At 71.3% G+C, this 17,055-nt stretch carries 23 protein-coding genes and 1 pseudogene; 13 read left to right on the plus strand and 11 right to left on the minus strand.

The window, feature by feature from the left end; translation table 11 throughout:
- Positions 1–11: 11 nt before the first annotated feature.
- Positions 12–962 (plus strand): alpha-E domain-containing protein, encoded by a 951-nt coding sequence (locus ACFQLX_RS11640; RefSeq protein WP_386414356.1) that lies wholly within the window; start codon positions 12–14, stop codon positions 960–962.
- The gene (locus ACFQLX_RS11645) at positions 959–1,813 is read left to right on the plus strand and encodes a transglutaminase family protein (protein WP_386414279.1); all 855 of its coding nucleotides are present in this window, start codon (positions 959–961) and stop codon (positions 1,811–1,813) included. Before ACFQLX_RS11640 ends, ACFQLX_RS11645 begins: the two co-directional genes overlap by 4 nt.
- Positions 1,814–1,890: 77 nt before the next feature.
- On the opposite strand, the gene ACFQLX_RS11650 is transcribed toward ACFQLX_RS11645, so the two are convergent.
- Positions 1,891–2,562, minus strand: a complete 672-nt coding sequence (locus ACFQLX_RS11650; protein WP_386414280.1) for a helix-turn-helix domain-containing protein — start codon at positions 2,560–2,562, stop codon at positions 1,891–1,893.
- Positions 2,563–2,770: 208 nt separating this feature from the next.
- Here ACFQLX_RS11650 and ACFQLX_RS11655 point away from each other — a divergent pair, with 208 nt between their 5' ends.
- Complete coding sequence (locus tag ACFQLX_RS11655; protein WP_386414281.1) at positions 2,771–3,430, plus strand: hypothetical protein; 660 nt, start codon at positions 2,771–2,773, stop codon at positions 3,428–3,430.
- Positions 3,431–3,657: 227 nt separating this feature from the next.
- Positions 3,658–4,017 carry a group I truncated hemoglobin gene (locus ACFQLX_RS11660; protein WP_386414282.1) on the plus strand — a complete coding sequence of 120 codons (360 nt, stop codon included), beginning with the start codon at positions 3,658–3,660 and terminating at the stop codon, positions 4,015–4,017.
- A 144-nt stretch (positions 4,018–4,161) separates the two neighbouring features.
- Here ACFQLX_RS11660 and ACFQLX_RS11665 read toward each other — a convergent pair whose 3' ends face one another.
- Positions 4,162–6,111 carry a WD40 repeat domain-containing serine/threonine protein kinase gene (locus ACFQLX_RS11665; RefSeq protein ID WP_386414283.1) on the minus strand — a complete coding sequence of 650 codons (1,950 nt, stop codon included), beginning with the start codon at positions 6,109–6,111 and terminating at the stop codon, positions 4,162–4,164.
- A 231-nt stretch (positions 6,112–6,342) separates the two neighbouring features.
- Here ACFQLX_RS11665 and ACFQLX_RS11670 point away from each other — a divergent pair, with 231 nt between their 5' ends.
- From ACFQLX_RS11670 to sph, 4 genes are all read left to right on the plus strand, one after another.
- Positions 6,343–6,759 (plus strand): PPOX class F420-dependent oxidoreductase, encoded by a 417-nt coding sequence (locus ACFQLX_RS11670; protein WP_386414284.1) that lies wholly within the window; start codon positions 6,343–6,345, stop codon positions 6,757–6,759.
- Between the two features lie 57 nt (positions 6,760–6,816).
- The gene (locus tag ACFQLX_RS11675) at positions 6,817–7,413 is read left to right on the plus strand and encodes an NADAR family protein (protein WP_386414285.1); all 597 of its coding nucleotides are present in this window, start codon (positions 6,817–6,819) and stop codon (positions 7,411–7,413) included.
- Between the two features lie 56 nt (positions 7,414–7,469).
- Positions 7,470–8,012: a GNAT family N-acetyltransferase gene (locus tag ACFQLX_RS11680; RefSeq protein WP_386414286.1), complete on the plus strand. Its 543-nt coding sequence runs from the start codon at positions 7,470–7,472 to the stop codon at positions 8,010–8,012.
- 212 nt (positions 8,013–8,224) lie between these two features.
- A complete protein-coding gene (gene sph, locus ACFQLX_RS11685; RefSeq protein ID WP_386414287.1) occupies positions 8,225–9,205 on the plus strand; it encodes a sphingomyelin phosphodiesterase in 981 nt (326 codons plus the stop codon).
- Here the strand turns inward: sph and ACFQLX_RS11690 are convergent.
- From ACFQLX_RS11690 to ACFQLX_RS11715, 6 genes are all read right to left on the minus strand, one after another.
- Entirely contained in the window at positions 9,116–9,592 is a 477-nt protein-coding gene (locus tag ACFQLX_RS11690; RefSeq protein WP_386414288.1) for an AAA family ATPase, read from the minus strand. The genes sph and ACFQLX_RS11690 overlap by 90 nt on opposite strands.
- Before the next feature lie 77 nt (positions 9,593–9,669).
- Positions 9,670–9,867, minus strand: coding sequence for a hypothetical protein (locus tag ACFQLX_RS11695; RefSeq protein WP_386414289.1), 198 nt, complete (start codon positions 9,865–9,867; stop codon positions 9,670–9,672).
- A gap of 35 nt (positions 9,868–9,902) precedes the next feature.
- Positions 9,903–10,100, minus strand: a complete 198-nt coding sequence (locus ACFQLX_RS11700; RefSeq protein ID WP_386414289.1) for a hypothetical protein — start codon at positions 10,098–10,100, stop codon at positions 9,903–9,905.
- Between the two features lie 50 nt (positions 10,101–10,150).
- A complete protein-coding gene (locus ACFQLX_RS11705) occupies positions 10,151–10,324 on the minus strand; it encodes a hypothetical protein (protein WP_386414290.1) in 174 nt (57 codons plus the stop codon).
- Positions 10,325–10,345: 21 nt separating this feature from the next.
- Positions 10,346–10,597, minus strand: a complete 252-nt coding sequence (locus ACFQLX_RS11710; RefSeq protein ID WP_386414291.1) for a hypothetical protein — start codon at positions 10,595–10,597, stop codon at positions 10,346–10,348.
- Between the two features lie 25 nt (positions 10,598–10,622).
- Complete coding sequence (locus tag ACFQLX_RS11715) at positions 10,623–11,399, minus strand: peptidoglycan-binding protein (RefSeq protein WP_386414292.1); 777 nt, start codon at positions 11,397–11,399, stop codon at positions 10,623–10,625.
- Between the two features lie 252 nt (positions 11,400–11,651).
- On the opposite strand from ACFQLX_RS11715, the gene ACFQLX_RS11720 reads away from it, so the two are divergent.
- The 3 genes from ACFQLX_RS11720 (at position 11,652) to ACFQLX_RS11730 (ending at position 13,563) form a co-directional block, all read left to right on the plus strand.
- Positions 11,652–12,125: a hypothetical protein gene (locus ACFQLX_RS11720; RefSeq protein WP_386414293.1), complete on the plus strand. Its 474-nt coding sequence runs from the start codon at positions 11,652–11,654 to the stop codon at positions 12,123–12,125.
- 85 nt (positions 12,126–12,210) lie between these two features.
- Complete coding sequence (locus ACFQLX_RS11725; protein ID WP_386414295.1) at positions 12,211–13,143, plus strand: hypothetical protein; 933 nt, start codon at positions 12,211–12,213, stop codon at positions 13,141–13,143.
- A 42-nt stretch (positions 13,144–13,185) separates the two neighbouring features.
- Complete coding sequence (locus ACFQLX_RS11730) at positions 13,186–13,563, plus strand: nuclear transport factor 2 family protein (RefSeq protein ID WP_386414297.1); 378 nt, start codon at positions 13,186–13,188, stop codon at positions 13,561–13,563.
- Positions 13,564–13,588: 25 nt separating this feature from the next.
- On the opposite strand, the pseudogene ACFQLX_RS11735 reads toward ACFQLX_RS11730, so the two are convergent.
- The 3 genes and pseudogenes from ACFQLX_RS11735 to ACFQLX_RS11745 all read right to left on the minus strand — a co-directional run.
- Positions 13,589–14,287 (minus strand): annotated as a pseudogene (locus ACFQLX_RS11735) (class I SAM-dependent methyltransferase); the annotation flags it as partial.
- A gap of 40 nt (positions 14,288–14,327) precedes the next feature.
- Positions 14,328–14,690, minus strand: coding sequence for a Scr1 family TA system antitoxin-like transcriptional regulator (locus tag ACFQLX_RS11740; protein ID WP_386414299.1), 363 nt, complete (start codon positions 14,688–14,690; stop codon positions 14,328–14,330).
- Between the two features lie 110 nt (positions 14,691–14,800).
- On the minus strand, positions 14,801–15,235 hold the full coding sequence (locus ACFQLX_RS11745) for a hypothetical protein (protein ID WP_386414301.1): 435 nt from the start codon (positions 15,233–15,235) through the stop codon (positions 14,801–14,803).
- A gap of 109 nt (positions 15,236–15,344) precedes the next feature.
- Here ACFQLX_RS11745 and ACFQLX_RS11750 point away from each other — a divergent pair, with 109 nt between their 5' ends.
- Both ACFQLX_RS11750 and ACFQLX_RS11755 read left to right on the plus strand, forming a co-directional pair.
- Positions 15,345–15,512: a hypothetical protein gene (locus ACFQLX_RS11750; protein WP_386414302.1), complete on the plus strand. Its 168-nt coding sequence runs from the start codon at positions 15,345–15,347 to the stop codon at positions 15,510–15,512.
- Positions 15,513–15,864: 352 nt separating this feature from the next.
- Positions 15,865–17,004, plus strand: coding sequence for a hypothetical protein (locus ACFQLX_RS11755; RefSeq protein ID WP_386414303.1), 1,140 nt, complete (start codon positions 15,865–15,867; stop codon positions 17,002–17,004).
- The last annotated feature ends 51 nt before the right edge of the window (positions 17,005–17,055 follow it).

Below are 17,055 nucleotides of genomic sequence, written 5' to 3' on the forward strand. Positions count from 1 at the left end.
GCGGCGAGCGGATGCTCTCGCGGATAGCGGAGTCCCTCTTCTGGACCGGCCGCTACGTCGAGCGCGCCGACGACACCGCCCGCATCCTCGACGCGTACCTCCACCGCCTGCTGGAGGACCCGTGGAGCGACGAGGACGCCGCCTGCCGCTCCCTGCACGCCATCCTCGGCGCGCAGGTGGCCCAGGACACGCCCTGCGACGTCCAACAGGTCCTGGACCGACTGGCGTTCGACCGCCGCAGCGGCGGCTCCATCGCCGGCGCCCTCACCGCCGCGCGCGAGAACGCCCGCCTGGCCCGCGAGGTGGTCTCCACCGAGATGTGGGAGTGCCTCAACTCCACCTGGCACAGCCTGGACTCCTACGAGTCCACGGCGCGGCACGTGGGCCCGTACCGCTATCTGGAGCTGGTACGCCGCCGCGCCGCCCTCTTCTTCGGCCTGGTGGAGTCCACCCTCAGCCGCGACGACGGCTGGCGCTTCGTGGTGCTGGGCCGCAGCCTGGAGCGGGTGGACATGACGGCCCGGCTGCTGGCGGTACGGGTCCTGGCCGCCGTCCACGCCCCCGACTGGCCCACGCTGCTGGGGGCAGGCGGCGCCGACGAGTCGTTCCTGCGCCTGCGCCGCGGCTTCGGCGGCTCGGCGCAGGTGGCCGAGTTCCTGCTGCTGGAACGGGACTTCCCCCGCTCGGTGATGCACGCCCTGCTCACCGCCGAGCAGTGCCTGCTGGCGCTGGGCCGCCCCGGGCCCGACCACGGCGGGTACGGCAACCGCACGGACCCGGCGCTGGCGCCCATCGGCCGGATGCGCACCCGCCTGGAGTACCTCGACCCGGCCGACCTGGAGCGCGACCTGCCCGTACTGCTGCGGGAGGTCCAGGACGCCTGCACCCAGTCCGCCTCGGCCGTCGCCGAGCGGTTCTTCCCCTACGGCGGCCCCGTGGCCTGGGCATTGGAGGGCGCATGACCGAGCAGCCGAGACGCCGCCTGAAGATCAGCCACCGCACCCGGGCGGTGTACGAGGGAAGCGCCAACTCCTCGCACAACGAACTGCGGATGACCCCGCTGACCCTCCCCGGCCAGACCACGCTGGACTCGCGGATCACGATCACCCCGGCGACGTCGGTGTGGACGTACTGGGACTACTGGGGGACGCAGGTCACCACCTTCGACCTCGCCCAGCCGCACGGCGAACTGGCCATCGAGGCGCTCAGCCTGGTGGAGACCTCCGCCCCCGGGCCGCTGCCCGAGGACCCGGGCTGGGAGGCGGTGGAGGAGCGCCTGGACGCGGACCGGCTGTACGAGTACGTGCTGCCCACCCCCCGTACCGGCATCGCAGCCGCCCCGGTGGCGGCGGCCCGCGAGGCGTGCGCCCAACTCCCGCCCCAGCAGGCCGCGTTGGCAGTGGCGGAACTGGTGCGCGACCGGGTGGACTACCTCCCCGGCAGCACCGGCGTGCACACCGGCGCCCAGGACGCCTGGGACCAGCGCGCCGGCGTCTGCCAGGACCTCACCCACCTCACGATCGCCCTGCTGCGGCGCATCGGCCTGCCCAGCCGCTACGTCTCGGGCTACCTCCACCCCGCCCCCGACGCCCCCGCGCACACGGAGGTCGCCGGCCAGAGCCACGCCTGGCTCGAGTACTGGGCGGGCGACTGGATCGGCCACGACCCCACCAACCGCACCCGCCCCGGCGAATCCCACGTGGTGGTGGCCCGGGGCCGCGAGTACGGCGACGTGGTCCCCCACAAGGGCGTCTACCACGGCGCCCCCTCGGGGCCCCCGCAGGTGGAGGTGACGTTCACCCGGGTGCTGTGAACTGCTGGGCACGGACGGCCTCATGCACACCGAGTTCCGCAAGCGGGTACGCGGTCCCCTTCGGCTCCCAGGGATCGTCAGGGGATGCGCCAACCCCGGTCCGCGGAGAAGTGGCAGGGGAGCGGTCCCATCAACCCGCTGGTACGGAAGGGGAGTTCGCCCTCCCCGATGCGGGTGCGCTCGACCTGATCCCCCCGGCTCCACTCCACCTCCACGTACCACCGCACGTCCACGTCCGAGTCCACGCAGCCTTCGGACATCCCGCAGGCGTTCCACGGGAGCGGTCCGCCGCGCCCGACGACGTGGATACGGACGGCGCGTACCACCAGGGGAAGGCCGTCACGGGGTTCGAACACGACCTCCACGACGGTGCGCCCGCCGTGCACCGCCCCGTGGCTGCGTGCCCAGGAGGGGGCGTACGTACTGACGGGCGGCGGCGGACTCGCGGGCGCCTTCGGGCCAACGGGCGCGGCCGCAGGCGCTCTCGGGCCGCTCGGCTCGCGGCGCAGGGCGTCCGCGTACAGCCAGCGGCGGTGGAGCTCCAGCAGCTCCCCGGACGTGGCGCCGCACAGCCGGGCGAGGCGCTCGGCGGTCACGTACTCCAGGGGGACGGACTCGCCGCTGCAGTAGCGGTGCAGGGTGGAGGCGCTCAGGTGCAGCCGCGCGGCCAGCGCCCCGTAACTGAGTCCGGAGCGCTCCTTCACCTCCCGTACCAGCGCCGCGAACTCCTCCTTCGCACCACTCCTCATCCGGCTCTGCCTCCTGTTCCCCCGTCCCGGCGGGGCGTTCCAGGGCGGGGCGCTTCCCCCTGGTGGGAGGGGCGAATCCGTTCCACCCTCCCGTATCGACGTGTCGGACTTGCGGTTGGTTGCGGTAGTTCGCAAGGTTGTGGGGGAGAAGGCGTCGGACGGACAACGACCCGGCGCCCACGGGCGGTTGCACGAACGGGGGAAGCACATGTACGGCAGGAAGCGGATCGGCGCGGCGGCAGCGGCGGCGCTGGGGGTGGCGGCGCTCGCGGTCGGGGCGACGCAGCAGGGGGCGGTGGCGAAGGAGCCGGCGAAGGCGGCAGTGAAGGGGAGCCCCCACCACACGGGCACGCCCACGTTCCTTGAGCCCGGGGAGCTGCCCCCGTACGCCTACTCCCCGTGGTACGCGGGCCCGGTGACGGCGGGGCTGCCGGAGTACGGGGTGTTCTGCGCACAGGACGGCGTGCTGCCCCAACGGGGCACTTCCCACCGTGAGTTCGGCACCGAGATGGACACGGGGGCGCTGCAGGTGGTGGTCACCACGCGCAGCACGGACGCGGCCAAGCGGCTGGCGGCCCGCCTGGCGGCCTCGATCCGGAACTGCGCCGCGACCTTCGAACGGCAGATCCCCGGCGCGTGGGCCGACTGGAAGGACCTCGGCCCGGTCGAGGCGGAGGACGGCGCCTGGACGGCGGCGGTGGCGACCTCGGTGCCGGAGTCGGAGAACGGCATCGCGCTGTTCGGCGTGGGCCGCGACGGCGCGACGGTCACCCTCGTGCGGTGGAGCCAGATGGGCGGCTTCGCGGACGCCCCGGAAGCCGCGTTCAAGCAGACCACCGCCACCGCGGTGAACAAGCTCTACAACTGAGAGCAGCACCCCGGCGGCCGCCACCCGTGACCGGCGGACCGGGCGCCGCCTGGCGAACCGCCAGGAACGACGGCGGGTTGCTGACGCGGTCCTGTTCCCAGTCCGCACCCAAACCTTCGAACAGGACCGCGTCACACCGCCGCAAGCCCCGATCGACGGGATATGACCGAGCACTGCCCCAAGTCGCCTCTACCGCTGCCGCGTTCGAATCGGCATACTCCCCTTTCATGAGCATTTACGATTCGATCGGTGGCGCCGCGGCCGTGGACGCCGCGGTGGAGGACTTCTACCTCCGCGTCCTGGACGACCCCGAACTGGCGCCCTACTTCACGGGCGTCGACGTCCGCCGACTCAAGGGCCACCAGCGCGCCTTCATCGGCGCGGCGCTGGGCGGACCCGAGGCGTACGAGGGCCGCGGCATGGGCGAGGCGCACGCGCGGCTGGGCATCACCCCGGAGCACTTCGACCGCGTGGTCGGCCACCTGGTGGCCACCCTCGCCGCGCTGGGCGTACCGCAGGAGACGATCGGCGAGATAGGCACCGCCCTCGCCCCCCTCCAGGCGGACATCGCCCCGGGAGCGTCCTGAGGCCAGAATTCAGATCCACGGTGATGCGGGATTCCCGGCGGGGCGGGGGAACGGGCCGTAGGACCGCGGGGGATGCGAGCGGCCGTCGAGGGATGCGACCGTCGCACGCGACCACACCCTGGAGCTCTTCGCCCGCGGACGCTGTCAGCCGGGTATCGGCCACAGGCGGACGGTCTTGTCCCGGCCGGCGCTGGCGAGGACGCTCCCGTCGGGGCTGAAGGCCACCGAGTTGACCGCCTGGGTGTGGTCGGCGAGGGTGGCGACGGCCTTCCCGGTCGCGACGTCCCACAAGCGGACGGCCTTGTCCTGCTTGCTGGCACTGGCGAACTTTCTTCCCCCAGGGCCGAAGGCCACCGAGTTGACCGAGTCGGTGTGGCCGGTGAGGGTGGCGACGGGCTTTCCGGTAGCGGCGTCCCACAGGCGGACGGCCCTGTCTCCCCAACTGGCGCTGGCGAGGGTCCTTCCGTCGGGGCTGAAGGCGACCGAGTTGACCGAGTTGGTGTGGCCGATGAGGGTGGCAGCGGGCTTTCGGGCCGCGACGTCCCACAGGCGGACGGTCCTGTCCCAGCTCGCGCTGGCGAGGGTCCGGCCGTCGGGACTGAACGCGACCGAGAACACCGCTTTGCTGTGGCCCGTGAGGGTGGCGACGGGCTTTCCGGTCGCGATGTCCCACAGGCGGACGGTCCTGTCCCAGCTCGCGCTGGCGAGGGTCCGGCCGTCGGGACTGAACGCGACCGAATTGACCAGATTGGTATGTTTTTGAAGAGTCTTGGCGGTGATGGTGTCGGAAGTTATCTCGCCCGCGATATTCCACAGGAGGACGGTCTTGTCGTCGCTCGCGCTGGCGAGAAGGCTCCCGTCGGGGCTGAAGGCCACCGAGTTGACCGGGCCGGTATGGCCGATGACGATGAATTCGGCCGTGCCGGCCGCGATATTCCACAGGCGGATGCTCTTGTCGTCGCTCGCGCTGGCGAGAAGGCTCCCGTCGGGGCTGAAGGCCACCGAGTTGACCGGGCCGGTATGGCCGATGACGATGAATTCGGCCGTGCCGGCCGCGATATTCCACAGGCGGATGCTCTTGTCGTCGCTCGCGCTGGCGAGAAGGCTCCCGTCGGGGCTGAAGGCCACCGAATTGACCGGGCCGGTATGGCCGATCAGGGTGACGGTTTTCGACGCGGTGGATTCGGGGCGGGCCCGCTGCGAACCGGATCGGGATGAGCGGACGGTCGCCGGGTGCGTGTCGCTGCGGCGGGTCTGCGTGTGGAACGGGGCGCGGGCCGAGGGGAGGAGTGCGGCCAGGGCGCGGGTGGCGTCCTCCGAAGTGACGCGTTGGGCAGGGTCCTTGGTGAGTAGTTCGGCCAGGACGGAGGTCAGGGCGCCTGCGTGATCGGCGGGGCGGGGGTCCTGGGTGAGGATGGCAAGGCAGAGGGAGGTGAACGTGGGTCCAGTGAACGGCGGTTGCCCCTCGACGGCGGTGTAGAGGGTCGCACCAAGGGACCACAGGTCTCCGGCGGCGGTGGCGGGCTTGCCTTCGAGCTGCTCGGGTGCCATGTAGACGGGGGTGCCCAGAATTGTTCCGGTGCTGGTCAACGCCATGGTGGCATCGGACAGACTGGCGATCCCGAAATCGGTGAGAACGATCCGCCCGTTGGCGAGAAGAATGTTGTCGGGCTTGAGGTCCCGGTGTACGACTCCGGCAGCATGCGCCGCCTGAAGGGCGCCGAGGACCGCGATGCCGATTTCCACCACACGCTGCAGGGGGAGACGCCCCTGCTCCCGAATGGCGGTGGCCAGCGGCCGGCCGGAAATGAACTCCATGACGATGGTGGGAGCGCCCTGGTGCTTCGCCACATCGTGCACAGTGACGATTCCGGGATGATTGAGCCGGGCCGCCGCACGAGCCTCGCGTACCACACGCCGGAAGAGGACTTCCTGCTGCCCGCTGTCGAGCCCGGGTGGAAACAGGATCTCCTTTATGGCGACCTCGCGGTCGAGGGTTTCGTCGAGGCCGCGCCATACACGACCCATGCCACCCTGACCGACCGGCTCAACCAGTCGGTAACGGCCACCTATCAGTTCCCCGGATTCGGTCACGGGCGACACGATAGGGCTGGGTGCGGGGAGGCGGCCGGTCCTTCGCCGAACCGTGATGACGGGCCTTCGACGTCGGCCCGGACCCTTCGGCGGGGGCGCCGTGCTTGAGGGCGAGTGCGCACCGCCTGATCGAGCTCGGGGTGGTGCGCGTGCGTCTGCTGCGCGTCGGCGATTGGCGGGGCGCGTCTATCGTGATGCGTCGCACGGGAGGTCCCGGCTAACCTCCCCGGTATGCCCGTGGAGATGAACGACACCGTACGGACCCTGCTGGACGCCCCGTACCCCGCCGTGCTGTCCACCCTCAACCCCGACGGTGGCCCGCAGAGTTCGGTGGTGTGGGTGAGCCGGGACGGCGGTGAGCTGCTCGTCTCCACCGAGCAGGGCAGGCGCAAGGAGCGCAACATGCTCCGCGACCCACGCGTCAGCGTGACCGTCTTCGACCTCGCCGACCCGCAGTTGTACGTCGAGATCCGCGGCACGGCCACCGTCACGGAGGACACCGGCCGCGCGGTGGCCGTCCGTATCGCGGAGGAGTACATCGGCCCGGGCGCCGGCAAGGACTACCTGGAGGCCCCGCCGGAAGAGGTCCGCGTGGTCGTCCGCATCACCCCGACGAAGATCCTCGGCAACGCCGCGAAGGCCGTCTAGCCGCCGCCGGCGAAACGCCTTCGCGGATTGTCAGTGGCGGCTGCGAGGATCGCCTCCATGAACACGAACGATACGAAGGACCCGCTCCAGGCGCGTACGCGGGAGGACCTCGCGGCCCTCGTCGCAGCCGGTGCGCGGCCCAAGTGGCTGATGTTCTGGGGGCATCGGCCGCAGCCCGACGGCTCGATCGGCCCGGGCGCGCTCAGCCAGTGGTGGCCCTCCCCGTTCACCGTGGCCGCAGTGGAGTACGCGAGCGCCGAGCACTGGATGATGGCGGGGAAGGCCCGGCTGTTCGGCGACGAGGCGTCGCTCGCGGCGATCCTGGCGGCCCGCACCCCCGCGGAGGCCAAGGCCCTGGGGCGTCTCGTCCAGCCCTTCGACGAGGCGCGCTGGAGCGCCGCCCGCTTCGAGCTGGTCGTCGAGGGCAGCGTCGCCAAGTTCGCCCAGGACCCGGCCCTGCGCGCGTACCTCCTCGGCACGGCGAACCGGGTGCTGGTCGAGGCCAGCCCCCGCGACCGAATATGGGGCATAGGACTGGGCGCCGCGAACGACCACGCCACCGACCCCACCCGCTGGCGCGGCCGCAACCTCCTCGGCTTCGCCCTGATGGAGGCCCGCGCCCGGCTGACCGCCACCCCCGAAAAGCACATGTGAGCACACCCCGCCCCCGGTTATCCTGCCCCTCCTCAAGCGGCCAGGGAGGCCCCACCATGAGCAGTGCCACATCGCCCCTGCCCGAGCGCATCGAGCTCGCGGGGGAGGGGCTCGTCCTGCGGGACTGGGCGGAGGGGGATCTGGCCGTGATGCCGGAGCTGTTCGACCATCCCGACATCGCGTACTGGACGCCCATCGTCTCGCCCTTCGACGAGGCGGCGGCCCGTACCCGGCTGGACCGGTCCCGGCAGCTGCGCAAGGAGGGCGTCACCATCCTGCTCGCCGTCACCGTCGACGGCGGCGCACCGCTGGGCGAGGTGATGCTGCGGCGCGCCCCCGAGGGCACGGAGATCGGCTACGCGATCGGTCCGGCGCACCGCGGCCAGGGGCTGGCGGCGCGGGCGGTGCGGGTGATGGCCGCGTACGCCTTCGAGCAGTGGGGTGTGGAGCGGGTGATCCTGGAGCTGGAGGCCGAGAACGCCGCCAGCGTCGCGGTGGCCGCGAAGGCGGGCTTCGGCCTGCTGGACGTGCCGCCGATCACGGGTGAGGAGAAGGGACGCCCCTTCACCCTGCAGACCTGGGGCCTGGACCGCCCCTGAGCCGACCCGCACGGGGGCGCGGACGGGGGCGTCAACTCCGCTGCGGCCGTTGGGAGTTCGGTCATGCGCCCGACGCCCGCGGTCTACCTGGAAACCGCCCGCCCTTGCTTTGATGTGCGCGGTGCGCGGCGTCCCGGGAGGGGCGCCACCGCATGCCCCGCAGCCGGGCGCTAGTCCCGCCCCGGCTTCGTCCCCCACGAACGGGAGTTCCTGTGCCGCGTCCCCCGCTCAGCCGCGCCTGCGTCACGACCGCCGCCGCCCTCGCCCTCACCGCCAGTACGCTCGGCGCCGCGAGCGCCGCGCCGGCCCCCGCCTTGCCCAACCTGAGCGTCCTCACGTACAACACGTTCCTGATGAGCACGACGCTCTACCCCAACTGGGGCCAGGCCCACCGCGCTTCGGCGATCCCGGCCGCCGGATTCTTCCAGGGCCACGACGTGGTCGTACTGCAGGAGGCATTCGACAACGCCACCTCCGACGCGCTCAAGAGCCGGGCCGCCGCGGCCTACCCGTACCAGACGCCGGTGGTCGGCCGCGGCAGGACCGGCTGGGACGCCACTTCCGGGGCGTACTCCTCCTTCACCCCGGAGGACGGCGGGGTGACGCTGCTGAGCAAGTGGCCGATCCTGCGCAAGGAGCAGTACGTCTACAAGAACGCCTGCGGCGCCGACTGGTACTCCAACAAGGGCTTCGTCTACGCCGTGTTGAACGTCAACGGCACCAGGGTCCACGTGGTCGGCACGCACGCCCAGTCCACCGACCCCGGCTGCGCCCCCGGCGAGGCGGCGCAGGACCGGGCACGCCAGTTCAAGGAGCTCGACGCCTTCCTGGACGCCAGGAGCATCCCGGCCGCCGAGGAGGTCATCGTCACCGGCGACCTGAACGTCGACTCCCACAGCTCCGAGTACGCCGCCCTGCTCGCCAACGCCGGCCTGGCGCCCGCTGATTCACGCACCGGCCACCCGTACTCCTTCGACACGGCGGAGAACTCGATCGCCGCGGACCGCTACCCCGACGACCCGCGCGAGGACCTCGACCACGTACTGTTCCGCGCGGGCAATGCCAAGCCGTCTGGCTGGAACAACGAGGTCCTCAAGGAGACCTCACCGCCGTGGACGGTCTCCAGCGGGGGCACCGCGTACACCTACACCAACCTGTCGGACCACTACCCGGTGATCGGGTCGGCGGGGTAGCCGAGGCGCGAAAATCGCCGAGCCGCACAGCAGCATCCGCATGCGGCTTTCCCGGACCTGGAAGCGATCCGTCTCGCGCTGGATGAGTGAGGGCAGTTCGGGAGCGGCCTTGGCCAGGTAGGGGAACTCGTCGATCACGATGAGGAGGGGACTTTCGCCCCGGTCGGGTGCGGCCAGGGCGAAGAGGGAGGAGACCGCGTCGTCCCAGGTGCCGAAGGAGAACGGTGCCGGGGCGCCGGCGTGACGGGCCAGCGCCGCGCCGAACTGGCGCAGCGACTCATCCGCGGTCGCGGCGGTGGCCCCGAAGTAGAAGCCGCCCCGCGCTTCGGTGAGGGCGCGCAGCAGGTACGTCTTCCCCATCCGCCGCCCGCTGACCACGCCGAGCATCGCGTGGGGGGTGGGTCGGTCGACGAAGGTGTTCAGGCCGGTCCACTCGGCCTCGCGGTGGAAGAGGTGGGACGGCTTTAGAGGGCGGCGGTCGTTGGCAGGGGCCAGCGGGAGCGCTCCAGGGCCGTGACTCGTGCGTCCAGTTCTTCGACCGTCTTGTCGATCTGGTCGGAGCGCTGGACGAGCAGGGTCAGTTGGCCGTCGATGCGGGCTAGCCCGACTGCGAGGGCGCGGCGGAGTTCGGCGAGCTCCAGGGCGATCTCTCCGTCGGGCATCGGGGCCTTCGCTTCCTGTGGTTCGGGGGGCCGGTTTAGAGGGCGGCGGTCGTTGGCAGGGGCCAGCGGGAGCGCTCCAGGGCCGTGACTCGTGCGTCCAGTTCTTCGACCGTCTTGTCGATCTGGTCGGAGCGCTGGACGAGCAGGGTCAGTTGGCCGTCGATGCGGGCTAGCCCGACTGCGAGGGCGCGGCGGAGTTCGGCGAGCTCCAGGGCGATCTCTCCGTCGGGCATCGGGGCCTTCGCTTCCTGTGGTTCGGGGGGCCGGGTGGCGGGCTACGGCGTCAGCGTGCGTTGGTGCGGACGCCCGCCTTGTGGGCCGGGTGTGGGGTGCCCTGGAGGCCCGGGACGCACTGCTTGTCTCCTGGGCCCGGCTGGGTGGCGGAGGCCGAGGTCGTTGCCGTCAGCAGGGCGACTGCGGCGAGCGCGGCCGCGGTGAGGATGGTGCGGAGGTTCATCAGAGAAGTTCCTTCGGTGGGTTACGGGTGGATGGGGTCGCTCGTGGCCGGGAGCCACGAAGCCGTGGTGCTGCGGCCGATCAGGGTGCCGACGGCTCCCTTGACGACCGTGAGGCCGGCCGGAATCGCGGCGACGGCCGCCGACTGGAGCGCGGTCAGGTCGACGAGGTCGGTGGCGCCGACGGTCAGGAGGAGGCCGAGGAAGGCTTCGAGGTAGGTGAGGGTGGCTCGTTCGGTGCTGTCGGCCAGCAGGCGCGGCTTCGTACGGGGCATGGAACTTCCTTCGGAATAGCGGGGGTTATGGCTGCGGGACGTGGAGCTTGGCCCAGCTGGTGGGGCCCGGGATGCCGTCCGCGTCCGCACCGGAGTAGCCGAGCTTGCGCTGCCAGGCGGCGTAGGAGCAGCGGTCGGCGTCGGTCCAGCGGGGGCTTGGGCCGCTGCGGTAGCGGCCGCAGCCCCCGGCGACGAGGCGCTTGCCCATCGCGGTGACGAGCGGCGAACTGCGGCCCGTACGGAAGTCGGCCATGTCGATGCCGGCGGGGTCGGGCCTGCCGGGCTGCCACTCCTTGTGGGCGATCACCGAGCGCTCGCTCCGGCCGTGGGCGCGGCAGAGCGCGGCGCTGACGGCGTGCGTCGCCTTGAGCTGGGCGTCGGTCCACTTCTGGCCGCCGCCGGTGTTGATGCACTCGAAGCCGTAGAAGTGGCGGTTGCCGTCGGTGTCGGCCTCGTTGTCGGGCGGGAGCGGTTTCTCCGCGATGACCGCGGCGAGGACGTCGCCGTCGCCGGCTCCGGCGTGGTTCGTACGCCCGTAGCCGACGAGGTGGACGGTGCCGGCGCGGTCGACGACGCCGTGGCAGAGGGGGCCGGGGAGGTCGGGGTAGCCGGTGCGGCAGAAGTCGACCATGCCGGCCTCGGTGGCGTACGGGCCGGTGTGGTGGACCATGACGCCGTGGACGGGGCCCCAGGGGCCCTTGTGGTCGCGGTTGTGGGTTCGCCAGCTGCCGTGGGTGACGACGCGCACGCCGGAGGACTTCAGGACGGACAGGAACTGATCAGCGGACAGTGGCTGCGCCACGAGCGCCGCGCTTTCTCCCCGCGCCCCGCCGGTACTTCGGCTGCCGGCCAGGAGCGACCTGGCGGTCCCTCGGGCCGAGCGCCTCGGGGGCGGGCGGCGAGCTGTGCTGCGGAGGGTCGCTGTGATCCAGTCTATGGGGTGCGTCGGGCGTTGCGCAGGGCGTGGTTCGTGATCGGAAGCAGGCCACTCGGCGGGAGCTGTGCTCCTCATGAGGGGGGTGACGTTGCCTGCTCGTCCTGGCAGCATGCGCGCATGAACTTCGAGCTTGTCCCGCCGCATGGTGTCGGCCCGTTGCGAATCGGGATGTCGCGCCGGGATGCGGACATCGCCTTGGAGTCACTGCGAGACCTACGGGACATCTCGACGTCCGACAAGGCGGGGCAACATGTCTTCCGGCCGAGCGGCCTGATGATCAGCATCGGGTGCATGCGCGATCAGTTGGAGCATGTGGAGCTCGGGCGTCCGTCCGATGCCAGCGACGTGGTCTGCTTCCGCGGCATCGACGTCTTCGGACTGCCGGCCCGCGAGGTCGTGCGGCAGCTGTCCGAAGTCGTGGCCGTCGTCCCCGCTGAGGACGATCCGGCGTCGTTCGTCGCGTCGGATCTGCTGCTCAGCTTCTGGCGTGCGTTCGAGGGCGACGACGACCCGGACGACGTGCAGGGCTACTACTTCAATGCGGTACTCCTCGCACGGCCGGGCTACTACGACGGTCCCGGCGGTTGCTGAGTCGGTTCGTGCAGCGTGTCTCCGCACCACTGGCACAGCTACCTGAACTGCGAACAGCAGCGGCCTACCCGTCTACGCTCTCGGCATGCAGCGCAGCGACGTCACGCGGGAAGACGGCACGTGGTTGGGGCTCTCCCTGGAGGCGGAGGGGCGGCGCGAGCCGGGGTTGTGCGTGTTCACGGCCGGGCGGCGGCTCGTGATCGCTCAGCAGTCGCGGCCGGTGCTGTTGGCCCTTGTCGACAGGCATCTGCAGGGCGTGGACTTCTGGCGTACTGATGAGTACCGCTCCGTTGCGCCGCCGTTGCGGGCCGATACCGCGCGGGCCCTGGCGGGGAGCCCCGTGCGGTGGGCTCGTCGCTTCGCGGAGTATCTCGGCGAAGCGGCCGGCGGTCCGCTGCATGACGGACGCTGGCTGCTCTCGTTCGAGAGCCCGCTCCTGCGCTGGCGGCATGCCGGCACCTCGCACGCCGCGTACTGGGAGGAGATGCTCGTCGAGGGGCATCCGGACGGATACCTCGACTGGCACCTCCATTCCTGCGGTTGGGAGGTGCTCGCGCTGCGGCCCGTGCCCGACGCCGCCGACAGCCGGGTGAAGGCGTACCGCAAGCAGGCGCGGGACGGGACGCTGCCGCCGGTGCTGCTGTGGTGGGTCAGCGGGCTGGACTGCCACGTGATCCTGGACGGCCACGCCCGCCTTGCCGCTGCCGTGGCCGAGGACATCGAGCCCCCGCTCCTGCATCTGCACCGCACCACGCCGCGCGACGACCTCGACGCGGGGACCGCCGAAGCCGTGGCCCTCTATGAGGACGAACTCGCACGCTTCGCACGACTGCGCGAAACCCACGGCCCCACCGTCCCGGACGGTACGGCCACCGCCGGCCCGCAGCTTGCCCGGCGCCTGCACGACCTGACCGTGTGGGAGCAGCCGACGTGGGCGTGGCCGCTGCCGGGTGGAGAGGAGGCGTGGCAGCGCGTCGCGGAGGGGGTCACGGGCGGGCGGAGCTGGCCCCGGGGCTGAGCTGCGGGCCCCACTGTCAGTGGCTCGTGCCAGGGTTGCCCCATGAATCCTTATGGAGTGGTCGAGGCGTTGTGGGGTCGGATCCAGGCGCGTGATTGGTCGGCCGTCGCCGATCTGGTCGCGGAGGACGTCGTGGTGGAGTGGCCGATCAGCGCGGAGCGCATAGTCGGCAGCAGGAACTTCGTCGCGGTGAACAGCGAGTATCCGGAAGGCTGGTCGATTCGGGTACTGCGGATCGTGGCCGACGGCGACGAGGTGGTCTCCGAGGTCGAGGTGCCGCATGACGAGCTCGGCGTGTTCCGCGCGGCCTCGTTCTGGACCGTCCGGCAGGGGCGGATCGTGCGCGGCCGGGAGTACTGGACGAGCGTGGGGGCCGATCCGCGCCCGGAGTGGCGGGCGGCTCTGGCTGAGCCCATGTGAAGCTGCTGCCGGAGCGATGTCCGGCTCACGCCTGGTGGGTGGGGACGCTCGCGCGGGCGAGGACGGACAGCTCGGACGGGGGGAGCGCGTCGGTACGTTCCCACTGCGCGGGGTCGATCGTTTCCCGCTGCCGGGCGTAATCGATCGGCTGGAGGCGGTGCTCAAGCAGGAGGGCGTCCATCTGCTCGATGCTGAGGAAGGTCTGCCAGGGCTCGCCCTGCTCTGCCGCCGCCGCCATGACCAGCTCCGCGTACGACTGGCCCGCCTCGTCGCGCAGTCCGGCCGGGAGGAGGTGCTCCACGATGAGCTCCGTGCCGGGTGCGAAGCCGCTGACGACGGCCAGGGTCTGCCCGATCGCCTCCGGGGTCAGGTACATCGTTACCCCGAGCCAGCTGACCAGTGCGGGCCGGCCCAGGTCGAAGCCGGCCCGCACGAGGTGCCCGGTGAGGGAGCGGGCGGACTCCTTCTCGAAGTCGACCGGGACGAAGAAGGCGGACGGCGGCACCGTCGTCCCCGTCTCGGCCAGCAGTGTCCGCTTCCAGTGCTGGGTCAGGGGCTTGTCCACCTCGAAGACCCGTACATCGGCGGCCAGTTGTGAGCGGTAGGCGAAGGAGTCGAGCCCCGCGCCGAGGATCACGTACTGGTCGACACCCCGGCCGGCCAGCTCGGCCAGTCGGTCCTCGGTGTAGCGGCTGCGGATACGGTCCCCGCGGGAATCCTCATCGGTCGCATTCCAACCACGGGAGTGCTGCCGACGCCTTCCCTCACCCCAACCCTCCGGCCGTCCCCCGGGTCAACCCCCGTGCCTGCGCCCCGTACACCGCCAACTGCCGTAGCTCCTCGAACGCCTTCAGGTACAGCGCGATCTCCGACGGCTGCGTGACGTTCACCTGCGCCATCAGGAGTTCCGCCGACACCAGCGTGTCGTCGTAGGCGTGGGAGGTCTCCAGTGGGCGGGTGGGGCGGGCCGGGGTGTCGGCCGGGATGATGCCCAGGGGGACCTGGGGGAGTGCGCCCGCGGTGAGGAGGCGGCCGAGTTGGGCTGCCATCACCTCCGCGTCACCGACGCGCTCCTTGCCGCGCACGTCGACGAGCACTACTGACAGTGCCCGGCCTGGCGCCGACACGACCCGGGACGGGACACCCCTCAGGCGCGGTCCGCGCCGTCACCCGTTCTCCGATCCGCGCGCAGGCGGCGATCGAACGGGAGGGGTGACGGGGCGGCCTCGGTCGTCCGTTACTCGTTGAACTCGCCGGAGTGCGTGCACGGGCCGTTGCCGGTGACCGTGCTCTCGAACGGGTTCGTCGGGTAGCGCCCCCAGCAGATCGTCATGACGTACGAGCCGCCGTTGCCGATGTTGTGCGGTGTCTTGTCGCAGCCGCTGTCGCCGCCGTCCGAGAGCGTCATGACGCGCTGGTAGCCGTCGGTGTAGATGTACGAGTTGTACCAGAGGGCGCCGTAAACGCCCTTGCCGTCCGCGAGGTTGTCACATATCTGGAAGACGTCGCCGTCGTCGATGAAGGTCATGCTGCCCTCGACGATCGAGATCGTCTTGTTCGACAGGGTCGCGTAGTCCTCCCCGGCCTCAAGGGCTGCGGCTGGGGAGATCGACGCACCGAGCAGGGCGATGGCGGCGGTGCCGGCGGCGGCGGTGCGGGTCAACGCGGACATGGGATGCTCCTCACCTCTCCGGCGGTCCACGCTTGTCGTGGACACGGGGTCCGGGGGTAGCGGGAGGAAGGCTTCCACTTCTTGATCGACTCGACCACCGGGTCGACGCATGTGTGACCGCCGTCACGATCGGCCCGGATCGCCGGTCGCGCCGGGGGTGGCGCTGCGCACCGTCGACCTGATCCGCGGCCAGGGCTTCGAGCCGAGCGGGGAACTGCGGTCGGTGGACAGCGCGGACCGCTCGCCGTGCGACGGCAAGGCCCCCGACTCCCACTGAACCGCTCTGCCCTGGGCCCCTGCCCGCACCCCGCACCGGGGCCGCGCGGCGGGGTCCTCCCCACGCCCGAAAGACACGAGATCGCGCCAGTGCCGCATGCCACTCCCAGGGTCTCGTAGCGGGAGCGGAGCCTAACCGGTCGCGGGGCGGGCGACGTCTGCCGGGACGAGCGAGATCAGCCCCTCTGGCTGTCTGGCGTGCGCCGGGCAGTCAAGGGTTGCTCTACCTGGTCTGCGGACGGCGTCGTACCAGTCGCGGACACGGGGCGTCAGTGCGGATCCGTGCCACAGCGGGTCGGCATGAGGCGGCCGGCGCGAGACGTCGGACGTGTGTTCTAGTGCAGAATGCGCGGATGGTCATCATCGACACCTCCGGCCGGTCGCGCCGCCAGAACCGGGCCGGGATCTACGCTTCCGCGATCCTCGGCTGCCTGGCGCTTGCCGTGGCGGCGCTGCTCCTGCTGATCGTGGCCCCCGTCCAGCTTGACGAGGGCCGGGACTTCGATGCCGCGCGGCCGTGTACGGCGCAGGGCGGCGATGACTGTCTGCGCTCCGTCCGGGCGACCGTCGCCGAGATCGCCACTCACCGTAATCGGAAAGGAAGCGGCTCCTATCGGCTCATCTTGATCCAGCGGGACGGAAAACGGGCGGATGTCGCCTTCTCGGGCAGCCCGGAGGCGGCCCCGACCGTCTCGGTCGGGCGGGACATCGCGGTGACCTACTGGCGCGGACAGGTCAGGTTCGCCGACTACCCGAGCGGCCGCAAGTACTCCCGGGCGGATCCGCGCGACGACTACAGGGCGCCGATGGCCTGGGGGCTGCCGGCCGGGATCATGGGTTTGTTCGGGATGTGGAGCTGGCTCTGGTGGGCCAAGCTCTCCCACCTGTCCCGGCTTCGGTACCCCTGGCAGCTCTGGGTACCCGTGTCCGGCTGCCTTACGGTCGCGAGCATCGCCGGCGTGGCGGCGATGACGGCCGGCAGCATGGGGGCGGCACTGCGCGTCACCGGTGGCGGCGCCCTCGTGGTGTTCGCGGTCACCCTGGTGCTCGGACTGATCGCCTGGCGGCGGCAGCGTGGGGACGACACGGTGGCCCAGCGTGGGGACGACACGGTGGCCGTGGAGCCGCTGGCGCCCACCGCGGAACAGGTCATTCAGGGCGTGGTGCGGGGCGAGGTCTCGTACGCCAACCACGGCGTAGCGCTCATCGCCGCCCCCGGGTCTCTGGCCGTGTCGACCGGCCTGACCGGAGGCTCCCGCCGCGAGCTTCCTTCCAGTCTCACCCCGCTCAGGGTCCGCCCCGAGTACTGGACGGACCCGGGTGGCAGCCTGGCCTCCAAGGAGACGAAACCGCTGGTCCTGGAATGCGAGGACAACGGCGTGCCGGTGTTCATTACGGCCGACCGCAAGGACCTCCCGCTGATACTCGGCGCCTTGGAGAGCCGTACGGTGTCCACCACCGCAGCGCCAGCCAGACCGGCTCCGACGCCGTGACCTCATCAGCCGCGATCAAGGTCATCCCGATTTGGAGGCGGCCAGGAAAAG

It is taken from the genome of Streptomyces polyrhachis (assembly GCF_042663125.1).
GTDB lineage: Bacteria > Actinomycetota > Actinomycetes > Streptomycetales > Streptomycetaceae > Streptomyces > Streptomyces polyrhachii.

Coding starts and splice junctions, on each gene's coding strand:
- ACFQLX_RS11640 (WP_386414356.1), top strand. CDS start 12: ATGCTCTCGCGGATAGCGGAGTCCCTCTTCTGGACCGGCCGCTACGTC.
- ACFQLX_RS11645 (WP_386414279.1), top strand. CDS start 959: ATGACCGAGCAGCCGAGACGCCGCCTGAAGATCAGCCACCGCACCCGG.
- ACFQLX_RS11650 (WP_386414280.1), bottom strand. CDS start 2,562: ATGAGGAGTGGTGCGAAGGAGGAGTTCGCGGCGCTGGTACGGGAGGTG.
- ACFQLX_RS11655 (WP_386414281.1), top strand. CDS start 2,771: ATGTACGGCAGGAAGCGGATCGGCGCGGCGGCAGCGGCGGCGCTGGGG.
- ACFQLX_RS11660 (WP_386414282.1), top strand. CDS start 3,658: ATGAGCATTTACGATTCGATCGGTGGCGCCGCGGCCGTGGACGCCGCG.
- ACFQLX_RS11670 (WP_386414284.1), top strand. CDS start 6,343: ATGCCCGTGGAGATGAACGACACCGTACGGACCCTGCTGGACGCCCCG.
- ACFQLX_RS11675 (WP_386414285.1), top strand. CDS start 6,817: ATGAACACGAACGATACGAAGGACCCGCTCCAGGCGCGTACGCGGGAG.
- ACFQLX_RS11680 (WP_386414286.1), top strand. CDS start 7,470: ATGAGCAGTGCCACATCGCCCCTGCCCGAGCGCATCGAGCTCGCGGGG.
- ACFQLX_RS11690 (WP_386414288.1), bottom strand. CDS start 9,592: ATGCTCGGCGTGGTCAGCGGGCGGCGGATGGGGAAGACGTACCTGCTG.
- ACFQLX_RS11695 (WP_386414289.1), bottom strand. CDS start 9,867: ATGCCCGACGGAGAGATCGCCCTGGAGCTCGCCGAACTCCGCCGCGCC.
- ACFQLX_RS11700 (WP_386414289.1), bottom strand. CDS start 10,100: ATGCCCGACGGAGAGATCGCCCTGGAGCTCGCCGAACTCCGCCGCGCC.
- ACFQLX_RS11705 (WP_386414290.1), bottom strand. CDS start 10,324: ATGAACCTCCGCACCATCCTCACCGCGGCCGCGCTCGCCGCAGTCGCC.
- ACFQLX_RS11710 (WP_386414291.1), bottom strand. CDS start 10,597: ATGCCCCGTACGAAGCCGCGCCTGCTGGCCGACAGCACCGAACGAGCC.
- ACFQLX_RS11720 (WP_386414293.1), top strand. CDS start 11,652: ATGAACTTCGAGCTTGTCCCGCCGCATGGTGTCGGCCCGTTGCGAATC.
- ACFQLX_RS11725 (WP_386414295.1), top strand. CDS start 12,211: ATGCAGCGCAGCGACGTCACGCGGGAAGACGGCACGTGGTTGGGGCTC.
- ACFQLX_RS11730 (WP_386414297.1), top strand. CDS start 13,186: ATGAATCCTTATGGAGTGGTCGAGGCGTTGTGGGGTCGGATCCAGGCG.
- ACFQLX_RS11745 (WP_386414301.1), bottom strand. CDS start 15,235: ATGTCCGCGTTGACCCGCACCGCCGCCGCCGGCACCGCCGCCATCGCC.
- ACFQLX_RS11750 (WP_386414302.1), top strand. CDS start 15,345: ATGTGTGACCGCCGTCACGATCGGCCCGGATCGCCGGTCGCGCCGGGG.
- ACFQLX_RS11755 (WP_386414303.1), top strand. CDS start 15,865: ATGGTCATCATCGACACCTCCGGCCGGTCGCGCCGCCAGAACCGGGCC.